General features: G+C 42.1%; 22 protein-coding genes. 16 read left to right on the forward strand and 6 right to left on the reverse strand.

Annotation, left to right across the window (positions count from 1 at the left end; all coding sequences use genetic code 11):
* The first annotated feature begins 29 nt into the window (after nt 1–29).
* From MHB64_RS12670 to MHB64_RS12710, 9 genes are all read left to right on the forward strand, one after another.
* Complete coding sequence (locus MHB64_RS12670) at nt 30–1,805, forward strand: sensor histidine kinase (RefSeq protein WP_341134543.1); 1,776 nt, start codon at nt 30–32, stop codon at nt 1,803–1,805.
* Entirely contained in the window at nt 1,798–3,366 is a 1,569-nt protein-coding gene (locus tag MHB64_RS12675) for a response regulator transcription factor (RefSeq protein WP_094868560.1), read from the forward strand. Before MHB64_RS12670 ends, MHB64_RS12675 begins: the two co-directional genes overlap by 8 nt.
* A 120-nt stretch (nt 3,367–3,486) precedes the next feature.
* Nucleotides 3,487–4,824 (forward strand): extracellular solute-binding protein, encoded by a 1,338-nt coding sequence (locus MHB64_RS12680; protein WP_094868561.1) that lies wholly within the window; start codon nt 3,487–3,489, stop codon nt 4,822–4,824.
* 142 nt (nt 4,825–4,966) lie between these two features.
* Nucleotides 4,967–5,887, forward strand: coding sequence for a carbohydrate ABC transporter permease (locus MHB64_RS12685; RefSeq protein WP_094868659.1), 921 nt, complete (start codon nt 4,967–4,969; stop codon nt 5,885–5,887).
* Between the two features lie 3 nt (nt 5,888–5,890).
* Nucleotides 5,891–6,730 (forward strand): carbohydrate ABC transporter permease, encoded by an 840-nt coding sequence (locus tag MHB64_RS12690; RefSeq protein WP_094868562.1) that lies wholly within the window; start codon nt 5,891–5,893, stop codon nt 6,728–6,730.
* A 30-nt stretch (nt 6,731–6,760) separates the two neighbouring features.
* Complete coding sequence (locus MHB64_RS12695; RefSeq protein ID WP_094868563.1) at nt 6,761–7,873, forward strand: rhamnogalacturonan acetylesterase; 1,113 nt, start codon at nt 6,761–6,763, stop codon at nt 7,871–7,873.
* 103 nt (nt 7,874–7,976) lie between these two features.
* Nucleotides 7,977–8,768, forward strand: coding sequence for an SDR family oxidoreductase (locus MHB64_RS12700; protein WP_094868564.1), 792 nt, complete (start codon nt 7,977–7,979; stop codon nt 8,766–8,768).
* 180 nt (nt 8,769–8,948) lie between these two features.
* Complete coding sequence (locus MHB64_RS12705) at nt 8,949–9,665, forward strand: MgtC/SapB family protein (RefSeq protein ID WP_042126933.1); 717 nt, start codon at nt 8,949–8,951, stop codon at nt 9,663–9,665.
* Nucleotides 9,666–9,750: 85 nt separating this feature from the next.
* Nucleotides 9,751–10,740, forward strand: coding sequence for an aldose 1-epimerase (locus MHB64_RS12710; protein WP_341134544.1), 990 nt, complete (start codon nt 9,751–9,753; stop codon nt 10,738–10,740).
* Nucleotides 10,741–10,839: 99 nt separating this feature from the next.
* On the opposite strand, the gene thrS is transcribed toward MHB64_RS12710, so the two are convergent.
* A complete protein-coding gene (gene thrS / locus MHB64_RS12715) occupies nt 10,840–12,753 on the reverse strand; it encodes a threonine--tRNA ligase (protein WP_341134545.1) in 1,914 nt (637 codons plus the stop codon).
* Between the two features lie 473 nt (nt 12,754–13,226).
* On the opposite strand from thrS, the gene MHB64_RS12720 reads away from it, so the two are divergent.
* Complete coding sequence (locus MHB64_RS12720) at nt 13,227–13,895, forward strand: TraX family protein (protein ID WP_094875674.1); 669 nt, start codon at nt 13,227–13,229, stop codon at nt 13,893–13,895.
* A 94-nt stretch (nt 13,896–13,989) separates the two neighbouring features.
* Nucleotides 13,990–15,510 (forward strand): copper amine oxidase N-terminal domain-containing protein, encoded by a 1,521-nt coding sequence (locus MHB64_RS12725; protein ID WP_341134546.1) that lies wholly within the window; start codon nt 13,990–13,992, stop codon nt 15,508–15,510.
* Between the two features lie 102 nt (nt 15,511–15,612).
* Here the strand turns inward: MHB64_RS12725 and MHB64_RS12730 are convergent, their stop codons facing one another.
* The gene (locus tag MHB64_RS12730) at nt 15,613–17,028 is read right to left on the reverse strand and encodes a metallophosphoesterase (protein WP_094868569.1); all 1,416 of its coding nucleotides are present in this window, start codon (nt 17,026–17,028) and stop codon (nt 15,613–15,615) included.
* A gap of 208 nt (nt 17,029–17,236) precedes the next feature.
* Between MHB64_RS12730 and MHB64_RS12735 the strand changes: the two genes are divergently transcribed.
* Nucleotides 17,237–17,836 (forward strand): nitroreductase family protein, encoded by a 600-nt coding sequence (locus tag MHB64_RS12735; protein WP_042187439.1) that lies wholly within the window; start codon nt 17,237–17,239, stop codon nt 17,834–17,836.
* A gap of 72 nt (nt 17,837–17,908) precedes the next feature.
* Nucleotides 17,909–18,103: a DUF2188 domain-containing protein gene (locus tag MHB64_RS12740; RefSeq protein ID WP_341134547.1), complete on the forward strand. Its 195-nt coding sequence runs from the start codon at nt 17,909–17,911 to the stop codon at nt 18,101–18,103.
* A 74-nt stretch (nt 18,104–18,177) separates the two neighbouring features.
* On the opposite strand, the gene MHB64_RS12745 is transcribed toward MHB64_RS12740, so the two are convergent.
* Both MHB64_RS12745 and MHB64_RS12750 read right to left on the reverse strand, forming a co-directional pair.
* Nucleotides 18,178–19,347 carry a peptidylprolyl isomerase gene (locus MHB64_RS12745; RefSeq protein WP_094868571.1) on the reverse strand — a complete coding sequence of 390 codons (1,170 nt, stop codon included), beginning with the start codon at nt 19,345–19,347 and terminating at the stop codon, nt 18,178–18,180.
* Nucleotides 19,348–19,532: 185 nt separating this feature from the next.
* A complete protein-coding gene (locus tag MHB64_RS12750; protein WP_042126947.1) occupies nt 19,533–19,868 on the reverse strand; it encodes a hypothetical protein in 336 nt (111 codons plus the stop codon).
* Nucleotides 19,869–20,049: 181 nt separating this feature from the next.
* On the opposite strand from MHB64_RS12750, the gene MHB64_RS12755 reads away from it, so the two are divergent.
* Nucleotides 20,050–21,156 carry a lactonase family protein gene (locus tag MHB64_RS12755; protein WP_094875683.1) on the forward strand — a complete coding sequence of 369 codons (1,107 nt, stop codon included), beginning with the start codon at nt 20,050–20,052 and terminating at the stop codon, nt 21,154–21,156.
* Between the two features lie 125 nt (nt 21,157–21,281).
* Here the strand turns inward: MHB64_RS12755 and hfq are convergent, their stop codons facing one another.
* Nucleotides 21,282–21,503, reverse strand: coding sequence for an RNA chaperone Hfq (gene hfq, locus MHB64_RS12760; RefSeq protein WP_042126951.1), 222 nt, complete (start codon nt 21,501–21,503; stop codon nt 21,282–21,284).
* A gap of 110 nt (nt 21,504–21,613) precedes the next feature.
* Here hfq and MHB64_RS12765 point away from each other — a divergent pair, with 110 nt between their 5' ends.
* Entirely contained in the window at nt 21,614–22,255 is a 642-nt protein-coding gene (locus MHB64_RS12765; protein ID WP_094868573.1) for a phosphatase PAP2 family protein, read from the forward strand.
* Nucleotides 22,256–22,350: 95 nt separating this feature from the next.
* On the opposite strand, the gene MHB64_RS12770 is transcribed toward MHB64_RS12765, so the two are convergent.
* On the reverse strand, nt 22,351–22,884 hold the full coding sequence (locus MHB64_RS12770) for a hypothetical protein (RefSeq protein ID WP_094875687.1): 534 nt from the start codon (nt 22,882–22,884) through the stop codon (nt 22,351–22,353).
* Between the two features lie 186 nt (nt 22,885–23,070).
* On the opposite strand from MHB64_RS12770, the gene MHB64_RS12775 reads away from it, so the two are divergent.
* Nucleotides 23,071–24,117 (forward strand): FUSC family protein, encoded by a 1,047-nt coding sequence (locus MHB64_RS12775; RefSeq protein WP_094868575.1) that lies wholly within the window; start codon nt 23,071–23,073, stop codon nt 24,115–24,117.
* Nucleotides 24,118–24,182: the final 65 nt, after the last annotated feature.

Raw genomic sequence — 24,182 nt, forward strand, 5'->3', positions numbered from 1 at the left:
AAGGGTTTAGAGTGAATTGGAGGATGCTTATGTTTTGGAAGAATGTTAGCGCTTACAGGAGTTCGGGTATTTTTAATAAAATGATATTGATCATTTCATTTTTGCTGCTGCTGTCCTTTCTGTTCTCTTTAACCGTCCTGCAGTATGTTTATCGAATTTATGACAAGCAAATCTATGAAAAGGCATCTGAAGTGCTGGGGATGTCATCTATCAGTATAGAGAGTACTTTAAGAGAGCTGGAACAACTTTCTTTTACAGTGGTCTCTGATGAGCAAATTCAGGAATGTCTTCGCCAGTTGCAGGATGATCCTCAACCATATGAGCGGCAGGTCCTACATAATAAAATCATAAACAGGTTGGTTGCCTTTGCAGGAGCAGAGAAATACGTCTATTCCATGATGTTGTTGGATACGAATGGCGGTGCCATGACTGCGGGGAATCGGGAAGGTGTATCACAGGATCTTCAGGATCAATTAAAGCCTCTGGCTAAGGAAGCTAGCGGTAGTATTGTGTGGTATCCCCAAGGTAATAAGAATTCACTCCTGGCTGTTCGGCAGATTAAATCTTACACCGGATCAACCTTTACGCTGGACGATTTAGGGACGTTAGTCATTCGAATTCGGATTGATCGTATTATTGCAGATAGCACTAGTAACACTTCGGATGGCGATCAGTTGATTGTTGCAGATGCGACTTCAGGGCTAGCGGTTTATCCCCAAACTCCGATGTTGCTGCCAAATGAGCTTAAAGCGGAAACGGAACGTTCCGAACTTTATCGTACGGCTAAGTATGAAGAAGGAACATACTTTATAACGAAGACTAAATCATCTTATATGGAATGGATGTATATCAATGCGACCCCCTTCAATGAGATGTTCAAACATATTACTTTTGTAAAAAAATTGGTTGTCATCATATTCGCGCTCATCTTACTCATTGGATTACTCTTAGGCTATCGATTAGCCCGAAGTATTGTACGCCCGATTTCAAAGCTGACCAAAAACATGAAACAAATTGAAAAGGGAGATCTGGATAATTTGGAGGAACAGTCGCTTGGTGTCGTTTCGCAGACTGCGCAGGACGAGGTAAGTCAGCTTAACAGAACCTTTAAAATGATGATCCGCAGAATCAGAGAACTTATCGATGAGAATTATGCGAAGCAGCTCATTATTAGAGAGACCGAGCTTAAAGCACTGCAGGCACAGATCAATCCGCATTTTTTGTACAATACACTTGAGTCGATCAATTGGTTAGCGAAGATGAACAAACAAGCTAAAATCTCAGAAATGGTAGAAGCTCTCGGCTACTTGTTTCGGAGTTCGATCGGTCTTAAAGACCCTTTGATTACGATTGAAAAAGAGCTCACCATTGTACGTAATTATGTCATTATCCAGAAGACACGATTTGACGATAGACTGGATTTCCGCATGGAGTTTCCTGAACATTTGCATGACGCTTTAATCCCGAAGCTGACGCTTCAGCCGTTGATCGAGAATGCGATCCGATATGCTTTGGAGCCTAATATCGAGCCTTGCACGATTTCTATAACCGTGAGTGAGGAAGAACAGGGCCTTGATATTCGTGTTAGTGATAACGGGCCGGGGATGAGTGCCGAGTTCATCAAAGATTTACAGCAGGGAAGAGTTAAGACACGTGGCGAAGGCATTGGGTTAGCGAACATCGCAGAGCGTATTCAAATCGTATTTGGTCCAGCATGGGGTACAGTGATTGAAAGTGAGCCAGGTCAAGGAACGACAATACATGTACGTATACCTTATTTAAAAGGAGTGCAAGAGAATGTTTAAGTTACTGCTGGTTGACGATGAACGGTTGATACTAGAAGGCATATCTCAGGTAGTGGACTGGGCTCAGGCAGGAACGGAACTTGTGGGTACTGCGCGAAACGGGATAGAAGCCTTGGAGAAAATAGAGGAGCTTCGCCCTGAAATCGTGATTACTGATATTTCCATGCCCGGATTGGATGGACTAGGCTTGGTGCAGAAATGCAGTGAACGGTTTCCTGAGGTGAAGTTCGTTATGTTGACGGGGTATAAGGATTTTGACTACGCCTGTATCGCTATGCAGCATGGAGTGAAGCATTATCTGCTTAAGCCTTGCAACGAGAATCAAATTCATGATGCGTTAGTTGAACTGGTAGCAGAGCTGAATGAACTAAAAGGCCGGACGGAATTTGTAATTGATATGAAGCAGCGTTTTACTAAAGTTCTGCCGCATGTGAAGGAACAATTTTTGAAGGAATGGATCTCTAACAAGACATACGGGAGTCAAGATTTAGTGTATTATCAGGAGCTGCTTGGCATCGAATTAAATGACAAAGTGGTGCGTATGATCTTGTTCAGATTAGAAGGTTCTTATGAATATGAGCAACTATTTGCTTTGCAAAATATTGCACAGGATATGCTACAAGAAACGTTGCTTAGTACAAGGATAGGTGGATTTATTCTGACACTAATGGAAGTCGAAGGAGAGACTGCGCTGAATAGTACACTGCTTGAGCGAATTTCTGATGTAAGGAAAATGTTCTACAAATTTTATAAAGTGGATGTAACCATTGCGATTAGTGACGCGGACTTCATGATACATTCACGGAGATTGTATCGTCAGACCCTGCAATGTCTTAACCACTGTTTTTATATGGAAGAGGGAGGTCTAATCACAGGAAGTGATATTCCTAGCGATGAACTAAGCGGAAGAAATGACATTGAACTAGATGAAGAGCAACTCTGTCTGCTGATTAAGGCGGGCGAACAAAGTGCAGTAGAATTTGAATTAGAACGGTTATTTAATCTGCTAGCTGAACAGCGTGTGGATATTAATGTAACGCGTTCTTATGTTTTGCAATTGTATTCTGCGATGATACGTCTAGCCGTCCCTGATGAAAGAAATAACTTTACTTCAAGTATGGTGGAACTGGCTGAGATCAGGACTTTAAGTGGTCTTAAAACCTATGTAAAAGATGCTGCTGCTCGGTTGACAGCGATGTATGATCGTCATTTTCGGAGTCGCCAATCGTTAATCGTAGATAAAATGTTCAAGATTATTGCTGACGATTATAAAAATGCAGAACTGTCACTTAGCTCAGTAGCTGCTGAAATGTTATATATGAATCCTGATTATCTTGGGAAGATATTTAAGAAAATTACAGGGGAGAAGTTCTCTAACTACGTTACCAACTACCGGATTACTAAAGCATCGGAACATATTATGCATAGTGGTGATGTAAGAGTATTTGAACTCGCTGAAATGTTCGGCTTCGGTGGGAATGCACAGTATTTTAGTCAAGTGTTCAAAAAAGTAACTGGGCAGACACCCACAGATTTCATGAAACCCCCTCAAGCGAACTGATTATTGAACAAACAAGACGGTTTTTTGTATTCAACAATTACTGAATATTTGAGAAGATTTAAACATGAAAGCGCTACCTGAAGGGATCAGAGCCTTTACACTATTATAGGAAAAGGGGACATGAATTTGAAAAAGAGATTCGCTTTATTAGCCGTACCATTGTTGCTGTCATCCATGTTAGCCGGTTGTGGTGGAGGGAACAACAATAACAGTGCTGCCGCTACGGATTCTGCTACAAATGCTCCTTCGGAAACGAAGCCTGCAGCTACGACCTCAGCAGAACCGGTAACCCTGCGTATTGCTTGGTGGGGTGGAGACACACGACATTCTTATACACAACAAGTAATTGATATGTATGAAGCTAAATATCCGAATGTAACGATTGAGCCTGAATATGCTTCATTCGATGATTACTGGAAGAAGCTTGCCCCTCAAGCAGCGGCGAATCGACTTCCTGATATTGTTCAAATGGATATTTCTTATATTAATCAATATGGATCTAACGGACAGCTCGAAGATTTGAAGCCTTATTTAAACGCTCAGATACAAGTCGGTGATGTGAATGAGAACGTACTTAGTACTGGGGTGATTCATGAGAAGCAATTCGGAATTCCACTAGGCGTTAACGTACTTGGTTTTCAATATGACCCAGAATTGCTAAAGAAGGCAGGGGTGGATTCCATTCCTGAGAACTGGACTTGGGATCAGTACAAAGAACTTGCTGCGAAAGCTAAATCGGCTGGACTGTATATCGACGGTTCTATGGCAGCTGACGTATTCTTCAACTATTATCTGCGTACAAAAGGGCTGGCACTTTATAACAATGATGGTTCAGCACTTGGATATGAGGATGATGCCTTGTTCGCTGACTTTTTTGGAATGCTGTCTGGTTTAATTAAAGATGGAGCGGTTCCATCCCAAGACAAACTGAGCCAAAACAAAGGCGTTATCGAAGAGTCTGATATTGTTAAAGGAACAGGTATCGGCGTATGGCAATGGTCGAACCAATATGTTGCTTTGCAAATCGCTGTAAATCGTCCTATGGCACTGGCACAAATGCCGGGCCCAGATATGGAAAAAGGACTCTACATGCAGCCAAGTATGTATTGGTCGGTTACTTCTAACTCAAAAGTGAAGGAAGAAGCAGCGAAGTTCGTTGATTTCTGGATTAATGATCCCGAAGCCAACAACCTAATCAAAGGCGAACGTGGTGTGCCAATTTCAAGCAAAATCAAAGAATCTGTAGCCTCACAATTAACGGATTCCGGTAAGCAAGTATTTAAATTCGTAGCTGACATGGAGCCAACTACTTCTCCAATGAGTCCGCCAGTTGGATCGCCAGAGGTAGTAGCACTCCTTACAGACCTTGCTGAACAAATGAACTTCGGCAAAATTGACCCAGCTGCAGCCGCCGCACAGTTCCGAAAAGAAGCGAACGCTATTCTCTCCAGCCGGTAATAGAAGGTAACAGATAACTATACTGCGTCTAACATGGGAAACGGCATGCCATTTGGTTAGGCGGCAGTCCGTTTCCCTTATTATTCACATAAAAAGGAGTTGGAGACCCTTGGCATCCACGAATCCCCTTCCTTCGAATCCGCTGGCTTTTAAGAAAAAGAAGCTAAAAGGCCGGAGTTTACGAAGCAACCTTACAGGATATGCCTTTATCAGTCCATTCGTCATTGGTTTCCTTTGCTTCACATTGATCCCGATGATCATTTCTCTTTATCTTTCTTTTACCAAATACAATTTGTTCGCTCCCCCTAAATGGATCGGATTTGATAATTACATCAAAATGTTCTCGAATGACCCGAAATATTTACATTCACTAAAGGTGACCCTGCTTTACGTATTTATTGGTGTGCCTTTACGTCTCACCTTTGCATTATTTGTAGCTATGATTCTAAATACAAAATCGCGCATGATCGGAGCCTATCGTACAACTTATTATTTACCTTCTATTATAGGTGGCAGTGTGGCGGTATCCATCATGTGGCGTAATATTTTTAGTGATACTGGAATTATTAATGGCATGCTTGGTTTTTTCGGCCTGGGTCCAGTAAGTTGGTTTGGTAATCCGAGCGCTGCGCTTATAATGTTGATCACCTTATCCGTGTGGCAGTTTGGTTCATCCATGTTGATCTTTCTGGCGGGTCTAAAAAATATTCCTGGTGAAATGTACGAGGCAGCTAGTGTAGATGGAGCAGGCTTTTTCAGAAAGTTCTTTAAGATTACAATGCCCCTCCTAAGCTCAGTTATTCTGTTCAATCTAGTCATGCAGACGATCAGTGCATTTATGACCTTTGTTCCAGCTTATATTATCTCTAAAGGTGAAGGCGGGCCAATGGACGGTACGATGTTGTATTCTCTATATCTATTCCGTCAGGCCTTTATGTTTAATAATATGGGATATGCTTCAGCTATGGCGTGGGTGATGTTATTGCTAGTCGGCATCATGACCGGAATTTTGTTCAAGACATCCAAATCGTGGGTCTTCTACGAATCGGAAGGAGGAAAATAATCCATGGCGAAAATGAAACTGAAATGGCCGCTGTATCACATTCTTATCGGTGGCCTCGCTATCATTATGCTGTATCCGATTTTGTGGATGATCATGAGCTCTTTTAAAGAGAGCCGGCTTGTATTTGTTACCGCCCAGCAGCTTCTTCCCGATCCATGGGTGTGGGGGAATTATGCTAAAGGCTGGGAAGGGATTGCCGGATATTCCTTTGGTGTCTTCATAAAGAATTCATTAATTATCGTCGTTGTAGCAACGCTTGGGGCAGTGATCTCTTCTTCACTAGTGGCCTTCGGATTTGCACGCAATAAGTTTGTAGGGCATGGTTTATGGTTCGGCATCATGATGATGACGCTTATGCTTCCTTCAGATGTAGTACTAGTCCCGCAATATATTATCTATGCCAAATTGGAATGGCTCGATAGTATCAAGCCGATCGTGATTCCACAGTTCTTCGGTGTTCCGTTCTTTATTTTCCTAATGCTGCAGTTTATTCGGACGATACCTGTTGAACTTGACGAAGCGGCTACGATTGATGGGTGCGGGAAATTTGGTCTGTACTTCAGAATCATTCTCCCACTCATCCGTCCATCTATGGCTACTGCAGCGATCTTTTCCTTCTATTGGCGCTGGGAAGATCTGCTTGGGCCAGTGTTGTACCTGAACTCTCCATCTAAATATACAGTTTCTATGGGGCTGAAAATGTTCCTCGATAGTGAGTCCGTGTCCAACTGGGGGCCCATGTTCGCCATGTCCGTTCTTAGCTTGGCACCCGTCATGATTATTTTCTTTCTCTTTCAAAAGCAGATTGTGGAAGGAATCAGCACCAGTGGTTTGAAAGGATAAAATATCTAATGAAGAAAGGTGCGGCTGAATTTGGATAGCTATCATTTTGACTTTGGGATTAAAGATACAGCGCCCGGCTACACCAAAATTCGGCCGGACTCACGATACTCTCCGGAAACGAGATTTGGTTTTACTTCAGACTCGACAGTATTCGGGCGTTCCAGGGGAGGATCAGAGACATTAAGAAGTGATTTCTGCATTCCGCAGAAGGCAGTCTTCCTGTTAGATATTCCTGATGGGATTTACCGGATTTCTTTGGTACTTGGTGACTCCTTAGCAGATACGAGTACAGTAATTCGAGCAGGCGCTGGGAAGTACGTATTAGACATATTGAATGTTCCGGCAGGTCAGTACGTACGTGAATCATTTGCGATGCGAATCATGGATGGTCAGCTAAAGCTCTCCTTCTCAGGTATTGCGCCTCGAATAAATGCTCTCGACATTGAGCCTGACAACGAAGCGCTCGTCTTATATTTGGCTGGTGATTCTACGGTGACCGATCAAGGAGAAGCTGGTTATCCCTATGCTGGCTGGGGCCAGTTGCTGCCTCGCTGCTTCAAAGCAGGTCTTGTAGTGGACAATCGAGCCATTTCTGGTCGAAGCTCCAAGAGCTTTATTGAGGAAGGGCATTTGGACAATATTTCTACTGCGCTTCGGCCAAGAGATTATATTTTCATACAGTTTGGACATAACGATTCGAAAGGGGATGAAGGTAGACATACCGAACCTTTCACTACATATAAAGAATATTTGCTACAGATGATTACAGTCGCTAGGGAAGCGGGAGCCTATCCGGTACTTGTAACTCCTGTACATCGCCGGAGATTTGATCATCTAGAAGCTATAGTAGACAGCCATGGTGATTATTTAACGGCAATGAAGGAGCTGGCCGAGAATGAGCAAATCCCACTGATCGATTTGGCGGAGAAGAGTCGTAAGCTATTTGAAGCATACGGTGTGGAAGGAACGAAGGATCTGTTCATGTGGAGTTATCCTGGAGAATATATCTTGCATCCAGTCGGTGTACAGGACAATACACATTTTCAGATTTTAGGAGCGCGTCTGCTTGCTGATTTAATCGTAGAAGGTATCCGTGAGGCCGGATTAAATGATCTTATTATTCATCTTCGACAAGGCGAATAAGGACAAGTAAAGATCTACCGATTCAACTTCTGTATGCGAGGTTAAGGTTAAGGAAAGAACTTAACTGGAAAGGCTTGCATGACAAGAAGGAGGATACTTAAACATGGCAGATAAGAAGCTGGAAGGTAAGGTAGCGATTGTAACAGGAGGTGGTTCCGGCATTGGACGAGCAACTGTGCTTGAGTTTGCCCGTAACGGGGCCAAAGTTGTGTTGCTGGATAGAACTGTTGAGAACGCAGAAAAGGTTAGAAAACAAGTGGAGAAAGAAGGCGGAGAAGCACTTGTAATTGAATGCGATGTTGCTGAACCCCCGCAAGTGGAAGCTGCTATAAACAAGGCGGCCGCAAAATGGGGGCGTCTTGATATTGTTTTTGCTAATGCAGGGATTAATGGAGCCATGACCCCCATTGAAACGATGGATATTGAGTCTTGGGACCAGACGATTCACATCAATCTTCGTGGAACCTTCGCGACGGTTAAATATGCGATACCGCATCTAAAAGAAAGCGGCGGCAGCATTCTGATTAACAGCTCCATTAACGGAAATCGTGTATTTTCTAACATCGGTTTTTCTGCTTACAGTACGACAAAGGCAGGTCAGGTTGCTTTTATGAAAATGGCAGCATTAGAACTGGCTCAATTTCAAATTCGCGTAAATGCGATCTGTCCTGGAGCTATTAAGACCAATATAGATGACAACACTTTTCCATCCGAGGATCTGAAAGAGGTAAAGATCCCTGTTGAATTTCCGGAAGGGGATCAACCGCTAGAGGAAGGTCCCGGGCGTCCTGATCAAGTTGCGAAGCTGGCACTTTTTCTGGCCTCCGAGGATTCCGATCATATTACAGGAACTGAGATTTATTGTGACGGTGCTGAATCGTTGCTTCATGGTTAAATATTCGTAAATAATCACTTCCTTTAAAACGGATTCTATCCTCTTTGTTATGCGGGATCTAATTGATCTAGAGCGCATATACATTGAGGATAGGAGTGCCGTTTTTTGCTGTAAAATAAAGCTAATCTTTATCTCTGTTTTCCGTTATAATGGAGTATCTTGGAGAAAGGAGAATGAATGATGGATTTTCATATTGAATCATTAATTAAGCTGCTAGTGGCCATGCTGTTCGGGCTGTTCATCGGGATTGACCGACAGATCAAGCAGAAACCGCTGGGGATTCGGACCAGTATGGTCATAAGCATTGCCTCGTGTCTTGTAACCGTAGTGTCCATTCATGCCTTTGATAAGTTTGCGGGTCCAGAGCATCCGAATATGGATCCGATGCGCCTCGCTGCTCAAATTGTCAGTGGAATAGGATTCTTGGGCGCCGGGGTTATATTGCGTAGAGGTGGAGATGCGATATCAGGTTTGACCTCAGCAGCACTCATCTGGACAGCTTCTGGAATTGGGATAGCTGTGGGTGCAGGATTCTATATTGAAGCTGCGTATGCAGTTATTCTTTTGATGTTTGCGGTGAATTTGGTTCCTCATTTAATTCGTTCGATTGGCCCTGAGGTGCTTAACAAGCATGAAGTTTCGGTGAGAATCATCATGGAAGCTAATTTTGTACTTACTGAAGTGATCCAAAAAATCGAGCGGCCTCAGGTTAGTACCCAACGAAGTACTAGAAGCCCCTCCCGAGCGATCCGCAGAATGAAAATTAAGGATTTGGAAGATGGAAGGCAAATGATCGATATGGTGATTTCAGCACCAGATAAAGATTACGCAACAGAAATCTATTATGATGTGAAGAAAATTGATCATGTCATGAGCGTTGAAGTGGAACAGCTGTAAAAAAGGGCATGTCACGTCATGACCAGATGTGGTAATCTATCAAGTAGAGACAATTATCAGACACTGGAAGGGAGAACATATTATTATGTCTATCACAGCCTATGAAGGACAATATGAAGGAGAAGCAGCCATCTGGTTAAAAGCTGGCCGTTATGAGGCAGCTATACTACCGGGTATCGGTGGCAACTTGATCTGTTTCCGTGATACCGAAAACGGTTACCGTTTCTTGCATGAACCGGGAGCTGAGGAAATGGAAGCCTTCAAGGCAAGTCCAGGTATCCATGGAATTCCTGTATTATTTCCTCCGAATCGTTATGAGGATGGCAAATTCCCATGGAATGGTCAAACTTATCAATTCCCAGTAAATGAAGTCGCTACGGGCAACCATTTGCATGGTTTTTTACATACGGCAGCTTGGGAAGTGGAAGAGTTCGGTAGCGGTAAGACAGAAAGCTTCGTAACCGTATTCATTAAAGTGGATGAGAATCATCCTTCTTATCAATACTTGCCACATAAATATACGATGAAACTACGTTACACCCTTGGTGAAGGTGGCTTATCTCAACAGGTGCAAGTGCATAATGATGGTGATGATGTGATGCCTTGCTTGTTGGCATTCCATACCGCGATTAATGCACCATTCGCACCGGAAAGTTCTCCACAAGATTACCGTGTAAAAGCAACTATCGGCGAGCGTTGGGAACTGGATGACCGCATGCTGCCAACAGGTAAATTCCAAGCGCTGGAGCCAGGAGAAGTTCAGCTTCGTGATGAAGGTGTGAGTCCATATTTTGCATCGATGGATAATCACTACACCGCATTACCTCAGAACGGACGCAATCGGATGGAGCTTACTGACAGTAAAGCTGGAATAACCTTGGTATACGATGTAGGGACTTCGTACAAACAATGGATGATCTGGAACAATGGTGCTACAGAACAGTTCTTCTGTCCTGAACCGCAAATTAACTTGGTTAACGCACCAATGGTGGATCTACCGGCTGATGAGATTGGCTTGTTCAGCCTCAAACCAGGCGAATATTGGGAAGAAAGCAGTCGTCTGTACGTGAAATAGTGTTCATTTGAATAATAATATGTGATCAAAGAAAGGGCTGTCTTGTTCGTAGATTTCTACGAATAGACAGCCCTTTAACGTTTAATTAGGAGCAGAACTTTAATTTTTACTAACTATTTCTTTATTAATCTGTTCAATAATCTCATGGATACTCTTTGAACCAAGATCCCCCTCACCACGTTTTCTTACAGATACACTGCCAGAGTTTTTCTCATTCTCACCGAGAACGAGCATATAGGGTGCTTTTTCCAGCTGAGCTTCACGAATTTTGTATCCTAGCTTCTCATTTCGGATATCAACCTCTACACGAATGCCAGCTTGTTCTAAGGATTGTTTCACCTGAAATGCATAAGCAACGTAGTTCTCAGAGACGGGCAATAACTTCGCTTGAACGGGTGCTAGCCATAGCGGGAATGCGCCGGCATAATGCTCCGTAATAATCCCCATAAAACGATCAATTGACCCATAAACGGCGCGATGGATTACGACCGGGCGATGCTTAAGGTTATCTTCCCCGATATAAGTAAGATCGAATTTCTCTGGCATTTGCCAATCTAGTTGGATGGTTCCACATTGCCAGCTTCGTTTTAGCGCATCTAAAATATGGAAATCAATTTTTGGTCCGTAGAACGCGCCATCACCTTCATTCACACGATACTCGATCCCGAGATTGTCTAATACACTTTGTAAAGATTGTTCAGCTAGATCCCATAGTTCTTTTGATCCCATATAATCTGCCGGGCGAGTAGATAATTCAATCTTATACTCAAAGCCAAACACTTGATAAATATGGTCAATCAGTGAGATTACCCGGCTTATTTCATCCTCAATCTGCTCTGGTAATACGAAGAGATGGGCATCATCCTGACAGAAAGTACGAACACGCATCATCCCGTTAAGTGCCCCAGAGAATTCATGGCGATGTACTTGACCAAATTCGGCAATACGGATAGGCAACTCTCGGTAAGAATGTAGATTATTTTTATAGATCATCATATGACCTGGGCAGTTCATCGGCTTGAGTGCAAATTTTGTTTCGTCTACATTGGTGAAATACATATTGTCTTTATAGTGATCCCAGTGCCCGGATTGCTCCCAAAGCCGATTATTCATCATCAGCGGTGTACGAACTTCATCGTAATCTCTCTGTCTTTGTAGTTCACGTGCGAAATTCTCAAGCTCTGTACGGATAGTCATTCCCTTTGGAAGATAGAAGGGCATGCCTGGAGCTTCTTCAGAGAACATGAACAATTCCAGTTCCTTGCCAAGCTTACGGTGATCACGCTTCTTTGCTTCTTCAAGAAAGAGTAGGTGCTCTTCAAGTTGAGCTTTCTTAGGAAAAGCAGTTCCGTAGATACGTTGCAGCATTTTATTATTGGAATCTCCACGCCAGTAGGCACCTGCTACATTCAACAGCTTAAAGGCCTTGACCAATCCAGTTGAGGGAAGATGCGGGCCTCGACAGAGATCCGAGAATTCACCTTGTTCATAAATAGATAATACTGTGTCTTCAGGTAGATCACGGATAAGCTCCAGCTTTAAGGGCTCATTCATCGCTTCAAAAAGCTTGATTGCTTCAACGCGTGGAACGACACGGCGGACAATCGGGTGATTCTCTTGAATAATTCTCGCCATCTCTTGTTCGATTGCTACAAGATCATCCGTGGATAGAGGTGTTTCAATATCAATGTCATAATAAAAGCCATCTTCGATTACTGGACCTATGCCAAGCTGGACACCCTTATCTCCATATATACGCTTTATGGCCTGCGCCATGATATGTGCTGTACTGTGTCTATAAATTTCCAGGCCTTCTTTGCTATCCAACGTAACAATTTCGAGCTGGCAATCATGATCGATCGTTTGGTTTAGGTCAACGGATCTTCCATCGATTATTCCAGCTACAGCACTTTTTTTCAGACTGGTACTTATGACACCTGCTGCTTCTTTAATCGTCGTTCCTTGTAGTACCTCTCTAATTGTTCCGTTTTGCAGTGTTACCTTGATCTCCATGATTGTTAGCCTCCAGTTCTCAAAAATTGTTAGTGGTGAACGCAAAAAAACGCATCTCTCCCAGAAAGGGACGAGTGCGTTCAGCTCGTGGTTCCACCCTAATTCGACCTATCACAAGGATAGGACCTCATTGGTATCCTTTAACGTGGATAAGTCGGTGCCACATACTACCGTAAAATTTAGATCTACGGATTCAGCGCCACAGCTACAAAGGGGTAACTCCACAATCGTTTACTGGAGAAGCTTTCAGCCTAGACCTCTCTCTCTGGACAGTTCGTATAGGAAATCTTGTCTTTGATCATTGCCATATGATGTTGCTCGTTCATAGTACTCAATTGCACCCCATAAAGTCAAGAGGCGAGAAACCAGAAATTCAGATCTCTTTTATTGCGGTCATCATTTGTGTATTAGCGAAGGAGATGAAGTACGCTTTGGCGAATGTATGATATCAACCTATTTTAAGGAGGTTTGATATGCAGATTCTCGCTATGCTGACGATGCTAATCGATCATATTGGCTATATCTTTTTTCCAGAGGATATCGCTTGGAGATATGTAGGAAGAATAGCCTTTCCAATCTACTGTTACGGGCTTGTGCAGGGGCATATCCATACATCATCCAGACCGAAATATTTATTCCGACTGCTTATAATCGCTATTATTGCTCAGATCCCATACAATTTAGCGATTAATCCTGGTGGATGGAATGTGGTGTTTACGCTTTTATTATCTGGAATTGTATTAGTTGTTTTAGATAAACTTCCTACTCTATGGCTTGGTATACCTGTTGTCATTGCAGCTATCGCGTTAATGGATTACTTCCCGATAGATTATAATGCGTACGGCCTGCTGCTAGTATTGATATTCCGTTATACGAGGTCATACTGGCTTGTTATGGCACATCTGGCATTAAACTTGTTTTACATGTTCTATAACTATTGGGTGGTCCAAATGCTTAGTATTTTACCGACATTGTTGATTGCTTTGATACCTGCACTTTGGGGATATTTAGAGCGTCACCGGGTGAAACGCTGGGTTTGGTGGTCTTTTTATCCTGCGCATTTACTGATTTTGGCAGTATTAAAAGGCTTGATTTACAATGAATGGGTTTCTATCGAATGGCGAAGTTTGTTGAATTTATAGTATTTTTACAATAACTCATCCTTTGATTTACAAATGTTACCTTTGCTGAGATAATGGATTGATTTTAAAAAAATTCTTAAAAAGGAGACTTGCTATGAGGAAAATGATAGCTAGAACAAAATGGTTTATTCCTTTTGTCGCGCTGCTGCTTGTTCTGGCCGGATGTCAATCGGTTGGAGGTTTCGATGTTAATAAGGCATTGATCGGGGATGTCGATGTTAAATCATCAGAATCCAGCATGACGTTTTCTATGAACGCTGAGCCTGCAGAAGGACTGAGCGCAGAAGATAAGGAAATGGTAGATCTCATAAATTCTTTTTCCCTGAGTATTAGCCATGCAAAGTTGCAAGAGAATGGTAATGTATCTGCCGATGGAACGATCGGCTATAAACAATTGAATATTCCATTCTCAATGTTTATGGACAAACAAACTTTAGTCTTTACGGTTGAAGGAGCAAAACAACCATTTTACTTCCCGGTTCAAGGCTATGATGAGGTCTTAGCTGAAGTTGGATTGGATCTGACTAAAGCTGAAGATCTTAGTAAGCTGCTAACGAAGTTTGTGGTGAAGAATCTTCCTAATCCAAGTGCAATTAGCGTAACACCAGTTAGTGAGGCTGTTTATGGCCAGCAGGTGAATATGACGAAGTTACATACCGAAGTGACGGGTGATGAGCTTCCGGCATTATTAAAAGGATTCCTGAAATCGATCTCTAAAGATACGGAAGGCTTTACAGAATTAGTTGGTGGTCTATATGACTATCTGTATCCAGTAATCAAAGCTATGGACGAAAAAGGCTCCGGTGATTATGAAATTCCAGGTATTGGAGTCATTCCTCTGGGTGATAAAGAAGCTGTTGTAACCGTACTGCATGATGCAGCAAAATTGGCTGTTGATGCTTTACTACTGGTTTATGACAATCAACTAGACAGTCTTTACAAATCAACCCCTGAGCTTAAGACGGTCCTGAGTAAGGATACGAAGCTTGCTGTCGATATTTTTGTAGACAGTGGATTACATGTTCGTAAACAGAATGTTGATCTGAAAGTGGCGCTTCCAGGTACAGAAGATATGCCATTAAAAAGCTTCTCTCTTAAGGCTTCCAGTCAGATTTGGAACATTGGTGGGGCTGTAACGGCAGATCCAATCAGCACAGAAGGAGCTCTTGATGTTTCTTCCGGTGACCTGACTCCTGGAGAGACTTTGAACAATTTTGATCCGAATTCTAACGTTTATCGTATTTTGAAAGACGATCTTGGTATCACCAAGAGAACGATTGTCATCGAACCAGACGACGAATATTATTATCCGATCGTTGACAATAATACGACGTACATTCCTCTTCGGTATTTTGCAGAAGATTTAGATGCTACTGTGGAATGGGATACGGTCAATCGTGCTATTATCGTAACTGATGGTGTGTACGGTGATAAACTGGTATTCAAAATCGGTTCTTCCGAAGCAGTGATTAACGGTGACAAAGTGAAGCTTGCAGAGCCTGTATTTGTTGACGAATATGGTGATGCCTATGTATCGCTACGTCTGCTAGCTGAAGCACTTCATGCTACTGTGTTTGTAGATGAAGATGGTTGGATTACTATTACACGTAAATAGTTAGTTCGATCCTCATTGGCTAATTAACAGAAACAAACCCAGCTTCTAACTTCGCAGAAATGCGGGTGAAGCTGGGTTTTTTATATGAAATAGGGCAGCTTTTTATTGCTTCGTTAAAACCACCTCTAGGTCGACATTACTTAACGATTTTTCTTCAGCCATACTTTGGACATACCCTCCTAAGAAACCGTCCTGATGTTCCTCCCAAAGCTTGTAGCCCGGCAACGCTTTAATATCCTTCGCAAAGGTACCTGCAGTTCCGGCGAAGTATTGTACATTCAGCTTGGACATTACCTTCGCCATGGATTCTTTTTCAGACTCCGTTAAAGGACTTTCCTTAAGACTATCCATAGCTTTGTCATAGGAGTTAGTAGCAAAGGTTTCTTCGGCATATGCCTTGAAGTTTAAGAGATTGTGATCTGTAATCTGGTTAGCTTCAGCCCAACCTTCTACGTTCAAAGACGCTGTTATATAATTTACGGTTCGCGAGACGGGATCGAAGGTCATGGCTCCATATTGATGCGGATTGACGGCCATCGCACTCGTAGCGATATCATAGATTGGCAATTGTTCAGAGGATGCTGTATCTTGATTCGCGTCTGCTGGATCTACTTGAATGTCCTGCATATGAATATGTCCTGAGAGAACTAGATTTAGTCCATTCTTCCGTAAGGATTTTATAGCTTCCTGGCTGTTATTAAGCTTGAAGCCTGAAACGGACATAGAAGTGTGACTTAATAAATTATGATGCATCACCGTGATCACAGAAGCGTGCTCTTTGGCTGCGAGCTTAACGGATTCATCCATCCATGAAAGCGTAGAGGAAGCAATACGCCCATCAGTCTGAGGGAAACCGTATTTTTTATTATTAAGATATTGGCTACTGTCTATCATGAGAATCCATAAGTTGGGGGCAGCCTTGACGATATAGCTTAGTGATTCCTTATCACGTGATGCAGCTTCTTTGTAGCCGAAATCCGCATACATTTTGACGAAATCCTTATCTGTAATTGAATCCGTAAGGAGCTGTTTATCGCCACTGAAGGATCTAGCCCAAGGATTAAATAAGTCGTGATTGCCTGGAATGACATAAACAGAGGTTCCTTGTTGTTCAATTCGTTTTAAATTTTCGGTTAGCTTTTGATGGCTGCTGCGTTCTCCATTATTAGTTAAATCGCCACTGAGGATGATAAATGCAGGTTTTTTCTGTTCAGCGTCATAGACCAAAGCTTCAGCCATTTCATCACTGTAGGGCAGCATTTTTCCATCGCCTCCAGTGACATAAGTTTGAAAGGCCTGTCCACCATCCTGAAGAGCCTTATCCAAAAAGTGAGTGTCTGTGGCGACCCAGAAAGAGAGAGGTTTTAGCTCAGCTTGATCAAGTTCCCCAGCGTTTAAATTAGACGATTTTGTGTCTTTACAGCCAGTAAGTGCCAAGCTAAGGAAAAAGAGTACTACACAAGAGAATATGACCATTTTTTTATGTGGAATAAGAACTTTACCTGTTAAAAAATTCATTTATATAACCTTCCTTCTGTACTTTTGCTGCACTATTGTAGCTTATTTTTAGCCGGAATGTATATCGGAAAAGTGAAGGGGAGATGTTACTAATCGAGGCTAATTGTATATCCGACAAAATAAGTTGTGAATAGATGTTGTGTTTTCAGAAAAAAGGTGATAAGATGTACAAAAGTAAGTTACTTAAATAAATGGAGGTAGTTATTTTATGTCTAACAATTTTCTTGAAGCAGTTAAAGGAAGACGTTCTATCTATGCCATCAGTAAAGAATCCACTGTAGCCGATGCTCAAATTATTGAAATCGTTGAGCAAGCGGTTTTGCATAGCCCAACTTCATTCAACTCCCAAAGCTCCAGAGCGGTTGTTCTTTTAGGTGAACAGCATGATAAATTATGGGATATCACTACAGAAACTTTGCGCAAAATTGTTCCAGCTGAACAATTTGAAGGAACAGCGCAAAAATTAGCATCTTTCAAGGCAGGATACGGTTCCGTATTGTTCTTTGAAGACCAAGCTGTAGTGAAGAACCTGCAAGAAAACTTCGCATTGTATGCTGAGAACTTCCCAGTTTGGTCTAACCAATCTTCAGGCATTCTGCAGTTCGTAGTATGGACTGCGCTTTCTGAAGCAGGTTTAGGCGCGTCGCTGCAGCACTATAATCCACTAATTGATGACGAAGTAAAAGAAGCTTGGGGTATCCCGCAAGACTGGAAACTGATTGCTCAATTGCCATTTGGCAAGACGGTAACTCCAGCAGGTGAGAAACAATTCCAACCGGTTGAAGATCGCGTTAAAGTCTTTAAATAAGCTTAAGTGAGTGTTTAAAACCTCCTTGACCAGGCTAATTAATTATATAGTCAGGTTAAGGAGGTTTTTTGTATGCCGTGGAACAAAGAAGATTATCCAGATTCACTCAAGAACTTCACTGCACCTATTCGTAATAAGGCGGTTGATATTGCTAATGCATTGCTAGAAGATGGATATGAAGAGGGAAGAGCCATCTCTATTGCTACCGCACAAGCGAAAGAGTGGGGAGAGAATCGTGATAAGCAGGTCCGTAAAAAAGGACATTAATTAAAAGTTCGAAAGTAGGCACAAAAAAAGCAGGACAGCGTTTATTAACGCTTGTCCTGCTTTTTACTATCTTATTATTTAGCGGATTCAGTTTCTGCTTCTGCACTTGCAGATGGCTCAGGAGAAGCTGTTGCATCTTTTTTGGCATCCGTAAGTGAATTTGTGATTTTTGCTTTTGCAGTTGTATCTGTCAACCAAGTGTTGGAAAGAGTGGAAACCTTTTGAGACACAAGGGTCTTTTTGATTTCATCTTTCTTTTCTTCCATAGTGTAGTTTTTAGCGTCTTTGTGGTCGGTTACTTTAATGATGTGATAACCGTAATCGGATTTTACAGCACCACTTGTTTCCCCAACTTTAAGTTTAAAGGCTACATCGGAGAATTCAGCTACCATATCTCCACGTTTGAAGAAATCTAGATCTCCACCATTAGCCTTGGAACCAGTATCCGAAGATTTTTCTTTAGCTAGTTCAGCGAAATCTGCTCCATCTTTCAATTGCTTCAGAATTGCATCTGCTTCTTCTTTAGTCTCAACGAGAATGTGGGAAGCACGAACTTGTTCTTCTTCATTGAAAGTAGCTTTATTTGCTTCATAGTAGTCTTTGATTTCTTGATCCGTTACCGTTACTTGCGGCTCAAGAATCTTACGTAGTTTTACTTGCAATGGCATTTGCTTCTTCAAGTCATCAACAGTCATTGAGCTTTGTTGCAATGCAGCATTAAATGCAGCTTCTCCGCCGAATTGTGCTTTAAGGTCTTCTAATTCAGCATTGATGTCTTCATCAGTAACGGTTACGTTGGCTTTTTTAGCTTCTTGATCAACGAGTTCAGTAGTAATCATAGCTTGCAGCGTGCTTTCTCCGCCTGCTTCGATCAATTTATCATAAAGTTGTTCTTTAGTAATGTTAGTTCCGTTAACGCTTGCAACAGCTGTGTTGTCGCCGCCACTTTGGAATGGAGGCTTTATCAGTACAATGATGAGTGCCGCAGCCAGAACCACAGAGGCAATCATCCAGCCCTTGTTACCTTTGGGAGAAACTGGTGGAGCAGGTGGTGTCGTATTATTATTACTGCTGACTTTGTTCATTACTGGAATACCTTCCTCTTTTGTTGTATTCACAGGTTCTTCAGCAGCTACGACCTCCACTTCTTTTACTTCATTGGTATTCTCGGTAGTGTTCAATTCTTCTTCCGGAGTACCGTTGTTTTCTAAGTTCTCATTTCCATTCAGATCTTTTTTGTCCATTATTAGTAATGACTCCCTTCAATATAGGTGTTGCTTGTCTATTTACAACTTTAACAGAAATCCTGATCCTAAACCTTAAGAAAGTATAAAAAAAGATAGGATCTTTTTAAGTTTCTATTAATAAAAAGCAAAAAGCCGGAAATGGCATCGGTAACATGCCCTTCCGGCTTATGGGAATAAGATGTTTACTTCAGTCCTTTCAATAGATGACGAATACTTTCCTGTTTCCGTCTTGGGACCCGTACGTTTTTAGCGAATAGGCCTTTTTCTCCGAAATAAATGCAGTCGTCTTCGATAGAACTGATCTTGTTCAGATTGACATAACAGCCACCATACACATGATAGTAAGTAGAATTGGATAACAATCGTTTTAATTGCTCGGCAGTCATTCTCTTTTTTATGTTGTAGTTTCTGCCGTGAAAAATGACCAAATCATGGTCCCCGACCTTAAAGAACAGAATGTCTGTTTCCACCTCGAAGTCCTCGTATACATTTCTGGCTTCCAGCAGGATGCTACTCATTCATGTTCCCCCTTTGTACTTAATAAAAGACTAATGTTAGCGCTTTCATTATAGCACAATCCCTAATCATTGGAAAGCCTTATTTTTGAACTATTTGTCACACTTTTTACTTTATAGTTTGTCTTTAACGTTTAAAAATTGTAAATTATATAATAGCAATACTTTGGAGGAGGATGTAGAGATGAAAAAGCAGACTAAGTTATTGCTGTTTACGGGTTCCTATGCAAGTGCCACGGAAAGCGGTGTGCAGGTATTTGAATTCGATGGCGAAGCAGGAGGTACGTTAAAATTAATCGACTCGGTTCAGGGTCTAACTAACCCCACCTTTGTTAATGTAGATGCTTCAGCCCAACGTTTATATGCCATAGGAGAAAAGCCAAATGGTGAGGGTGGAAAAGAGGGAGAAGTCGTTACCTTTGCTATCGATGCTAAGCGTGGGAAATTGAGCGAATTGAACCGTATGACCTCAATGCCTGCCTCAGGTAATGGTCAAACGACTACATGCCATATTTCTAGAGATCTAAGTGATGAATACATTGTGGTATGTAGTTATCATGGTGGCAGTGTAGGCTTGATCACATTAGATGAAGAAAAAGTTGCAAATCAACTGGCAGATGTCGCGATTCATTCCGGTCATGGTCACCATCCTGAACGTCAGGATCGCCCGCATCCCCATTCGGCTATTTTCAGTCCGGACGGACAGTATCTTTTTGTTTCTGATCTTGGGCTTGATATTATTCGGTCCTATAGAATCAATAGGGACTTGAACAAACTAGAAGTTCACGGAGATACTGCGCTTCATCCAGGGGCGGGACCTCGTCATTTTACTTTTCATCCAGATGGAAAGTCTGCTTATGTTATAAACGAGGTGGATTCCACGATAACATCGTTTACATATGACAGTGCTACAGGGACGCTTCACACGGTAGATACAGTTTCAACTTTGCCTGAGGATTTTAAGGAAGAGAATACTTGCGCTGAAATTGCTACTTCAGTAGATGGAAAATATCTTTACGCTTCTAACCGTGGAGCGGATAACATCGCAGTGTTTGCAGTGGATAACGCTACTGCCAAGCTTACACTAATTGAATATGTATCTACTCGTGGAGGGCATCCGCGACACTTCTCATTAACTCCGGATGGGGCTTACCTTATTGTTGCAAATCGTGACGGTAATAACCTGGTTGTGTTCTCAATTGAAGAGACCAGTGGCCGTCTCGTCTTTACTGGAAATACTGCCGAGGTATCCAAGCCGGTGTGTGTGAAGCCTGTGATTTTCCCTGTTTAAAAGAAACTCGTTTATGAAGAGTGAATAAGACAATTTAAGAAAATAATAAAGGGAACACCGGAGATGTAGACCGGTGTTCCCTTTATTATTGAAAATAAGATGAAGAAGTTTAATAAATGTGTGAACTATTTGAGTGAGACGGGCTTAAGAGGTACAATAGTGGATACTGCAGATTTGAAGAGCACATTCTGTCTGCCATCACCTTGCCCCTGTAAAGTGATTGTGAATGCATCATACGAGGTTACGACGCCTTGCATTTTTACACCATTTGTTGTAAAAATCGTCACGGGCACCTTTGTGGAAATAAACTGGTTCAACAAACGTTCCTGCAATTTTAGACTCTCCACTTTGGCAGCACTCCATCTTTTTGTATATTTATTTCTCTATAATTATAGCACGGGTTATAGCTTCTCTGGAAATGTGATCGACTGGCACAAAAATAGACACGGAGGTATTTATGCTTTATTATCAGAACTGGTCTAGAGGTTTTCGTTATTTTATAGGGTTTGCTGCTTGTTTCGTCGTTATTGCGATTCTAGTTCATATGAATAAGGTATCATCATTTGATAACTATATAATTCATTTTGTTCAATCCGCTGAATCACCTGGACTGACCACATTCGCCAAAGGACTATCTCTGATAGGTTCCTCCAAGGTAGCGATTGGCATATCTATCGGCACGATGGTACTGCTGTATTATCTGCTGAAACATCGGCTTGAGCTAATTCTGTTCCTATGGGTTGGACTAGGCTCACAGCTGTTGAATACACTTATGAAATTATGGTTTCAAAGGGAGCGTCCAAATTTCCATCGTATTGTCCAAGAGCTCGGTTATAGTTTCCCAAGTGGACATTCCATGGCAGCCTTCTCCCTATATGGGGTAATTGCCTATTTACTGTGGCGTCATTTGCCTCGAAGAAGTGAAAGAATCCTGTTAATAATGTTTGCGGTATTCATGACTGTGGGCATTGGCTGGAGTCGTATTTACCTGGGAGTTCATTATCCTAGCGACGTAATTGGTGGTTTTGCTGCAAGTGGCGCGTGGCTGATGTTATCCATCAGTCTATTTGAAGCCTATAAAAAACGGATATCCTCATAAGAAATGAAGATACCCGTCTTTGCGGGGATATTTTAAAATATAAGAATATATATGTGTCACGCTATACACTATCCTTATATTTCTCGCATAAACACTTACCGTCCTAAATAGGACGCCGAAGGCGTTTTTGCTTGAGGCTTCATCACATGATGTTCCGAAGATTTATGATCTTGGAAATGACCCATTTTGCTTATTTTTTTCTTCAGCATAGACGGAAGTCCAGCCTTTAGCTTTTGAGCTTCGTCTTTTGTTAGACGTCCCTCGCTGAGGGCTTGATCCAGCCGCTTACTTGCGGATTCGCTGAGCTTTTGAATATATTGATCTTCGGTCCAGCCTTTCTTCTCAAGAGCAAGCTCGGGGAGCGTTTTGCCTGTTTTAAGGCTATTGATTAGCTCCGTACGATCCATCTCAAGCAGCTTGGCTGTTTCGAAAATAATGAAATGTCCGCCGGCTCTGAATTTCCCGTCTTTCCCTGGTGGGGGTCTATGACCGTTTTCCGAAGGCCCAGAATCAGGTGCAGTGGAGGCTACATTCTCAGCTGACACGCTCCGAGTAGGAGCAAGTGCCGGAGACAGACTGAGGACAAGAACAGCTGTGATGGTCACTAATTTTTTGATGTTGTTATTCATTCACTCACCTCGTATGTTATGTGATAGGTACTTACCTGAATTAGTATTCCCTGAAAGCTGAAAGAATCATAAGCGAGAGCTTAAATGATCATAAAATTCATCAACTCTAGGCTTGGGTAATTAGAGGAATGAGGAATTCGTAGATGTCCATATTGCAGAGTGGGCCAATTTTTAGGGGGGATATTTTTGGCTTTTGGAGCTCGCATATTTAAAACAGGAATGGCAGTCACGCTTGCCTTGTATTTAGCCGAACTGCTACATTTTCCATCTTCTGTGGGCGCTGCGATTGCAGCAATTTTCGCTATGCAGCCATCTATTTATCGCTCTTGGCGTTATTTTCTTGATCAGCTGACAACGACTACAATGGGTGCGGTACTCGCTCTTCTGGGGGGAATGCTGTTATCCAATAGTCCAATTGCGGTTGGGTTGGTCTGCATTCTTGTCATTATGATCAGTATGAAAATTAACCGAGCGGATACTATTAGCCTGACACTCGTCACTGTTATAACAGTGATGGAGGCTTCTGGAGAGTGGCAGTTCGCGCTGAATCGTTTCTTATTAACATTGACAGGGATTGTTTCTGCCTTTCTAATCAATATTATAGTAGTTCCTCCGAAACCACGGAAACAGTACATCAAGCAAATCGAGAACGTCTTTGCCAGTCTTTCCTTGCTACTTAGAACGGCTGTATCTCATGAGATGAAGGAAAGTGTGTTTCGTGATGAAAAACTTGCGCTAGAGTCATCTATTAAATCTTTAGCCGATAAATACGCTTTGTTTGAGGAGGAGCAGAAACAGCTAAAGAGGGCGAAGTACAGTCAGACTAGACAAATGGTTGTCTATAAGAACCTGTTATCTTCTTTGCAAAAAGGCTTCGATGTTCTTGAGGCTGTGGATCGGCATTATTTTCAAGCGGATCGAAGTGAAGAGACAGATGCATTGTTTGACAGTCATTTGGAGCAGCTAATCAAATATCATCAACTGATCTTGCTGAAATTTGAAGATAAACTAAAACCAAACACTAATGAATCGGAACCCTTGGGAGAAGAGAATGATGGATTTTTGAATTCAACGATCCTGAGGTATAATGCGGAGAAAATAGGTCAACTACGATTGTATGTTGTAGCCGCAGCTATTTACGATTACGGATATCAATTAGAACGGCTTGATAAAGTGGCAGATCAGATGAATCGTATAGCTACTGAGGAAAAAGAAACGGATCACGAAGCTTAAAACATAACCTTGTGATGTGCAACATATAAGCTTAAGGGTTATGTTCAGGGTGAAACTCCAAAGGG

It is taken from the genome of Paenibacillus sp. FSL K6-2859, assembly GCF_038008265.1.
Taxonomy (GTDB): domain Bacteria; phylum Bacillota; class Bacilli; order Paenibacillales; family Paenibacillaceae; genus Paenibacillus_AQ; species Paenibacillus_AQ nitricinens.

What these genes read in the sequence shown, in the direction of transcription:
- MHB64_RS12670 (WP_341134543.1), top strand. Translation starts at nt 30, where the DNA reads ATGTTTTGGAAGAATGTTAGCGCTTACAGGAGTTCGGGTATTTTTAAT.
- MHB64_RS12675 (WP_094868560.1), top strand. Translation starts at nt 1,798, where the DNA reads ATGTTTAAGTTACTGCTGGTTGACGATGAACGGTTGATACTAGAAGGC.
- MHB64_RS12680 (WP_094868561.1), top strand. Translation starts at nt 3,487, where the DNA reads ATGAATTTGAAAAAGAGATTCGCTTTATTAGCCGTACCATTGTTGCTG.
- MHB64_RS12690 (WP_094868562.1), top strand. Translation starts at nt 5,891, where the DNA reads ATGGCGAAAATGAAACTGAAATGGCCGCTGTATCACATTCTTATCGGT.
- MHB64_RS12700 (WP_094868564.1), top strand. Translation starts at nt 7,977, where the DNA reads ATGGCAGATAAGAAGCTGGAAGGTAAGGTAGCGATTGTAACAGGAGGT.
- MHB64_RS12705 (WP_042126933.1), top strand. Translation starts at nt 8,949, where the DNA reads ATGGATTTTCATATTGAATCATTAATTAAGCTGCTAGTGGCCATGCTG.
- MHB64_RS12710 (WP_341134544.1), top strand. Translation starts at nt 9,751, where the DNA reads ATGTCTATCACAGCCTATGAAGGACAATATGAAGGAGAAGCAGCCATC.
- thrS (WP_341134545.1), bottom strand. Translation starts at nt 12,753, where the DNA reads ATGGAGATCAAGGTAACACTGCAAAACGGAACAATTAGAGAGGTACTA.
- MHB64_RS12720 (WP_094875674.1), top strand. Translation starts at nt 13,227, where the DNA reads ATGCAGATTCTCGCTATGCTGACGATGCTAATCGATCATATTGGCTAT.
- MHB64_RS12725 (WP_341134546.1), top strand. Translation starts at nt 13,990, where the DNA reads ATGAGGAAAATGATAGCTAGAACAAAATGGTTTATTCCTTTTGTCGCG.
- MHB64_RS12730 (WP_094868569.1), bottom strand. Translation starts at nt 17,028, where the DNA reads ATGAATTTTTTAACAGGTAAAGTTCTTATTCCACATAAAAAAATGGTC.
- MHB64_RS12735 (WP_042187439.1), top strand. Translation starts at nt 17,237, where the DNA reads ATGTCTAACAATTTTCTTGAAGCAGTTAAAGGAAGACGTTCTATCTAT.
- MHB64_RS12740 (WP_341134547.1), top strand. Translation starts at nt 17,909, where the DNA reads ATGCCGTGGAACAAAGAAGATTATCCAGATTCACTCAAGAACTTCACT.
- MHB64_RS12745 (WP_094868571.1), bottom strand. Translation starts at nt 19,347, where the DNA reads ATGGACAAAAAAGATCTGAATGGAAATGAGAACTTAGAAAACAACGGT.
- MHB64_RS12750 (WP_042126947.1), bottom strand. Translation starts at nt 19,868, where the DNA reads ATGAGTAGCATCCTGCTGGAAGCCAGAAATGTATACGAGGACTTCGAG.
- MHB64_RS12755 (WP_094875683.1), top strand. Translation starts at nt 20,050, where the DNA reads ATGAAAAAGCAGACTAAGTTATTGCTGTTTACGGGTTCCTATGCAAGT.
- MHB64_RS12765 (WP_094868573.1), top strand. Translation starts at nt 21,614, where the DNA reads ATGCTTTATTATCAGAACTGGTCTAGAGGTTTTCGTTATTTTATAGGG.
- MHB64_RS12770 (WP_094875687.1), bottom strand. Translation starts at nt 22,884, where the DNA reads ATGAATAACAACATCAAAAAATTAGTGACCATCACAGCTGTTCTTGTC.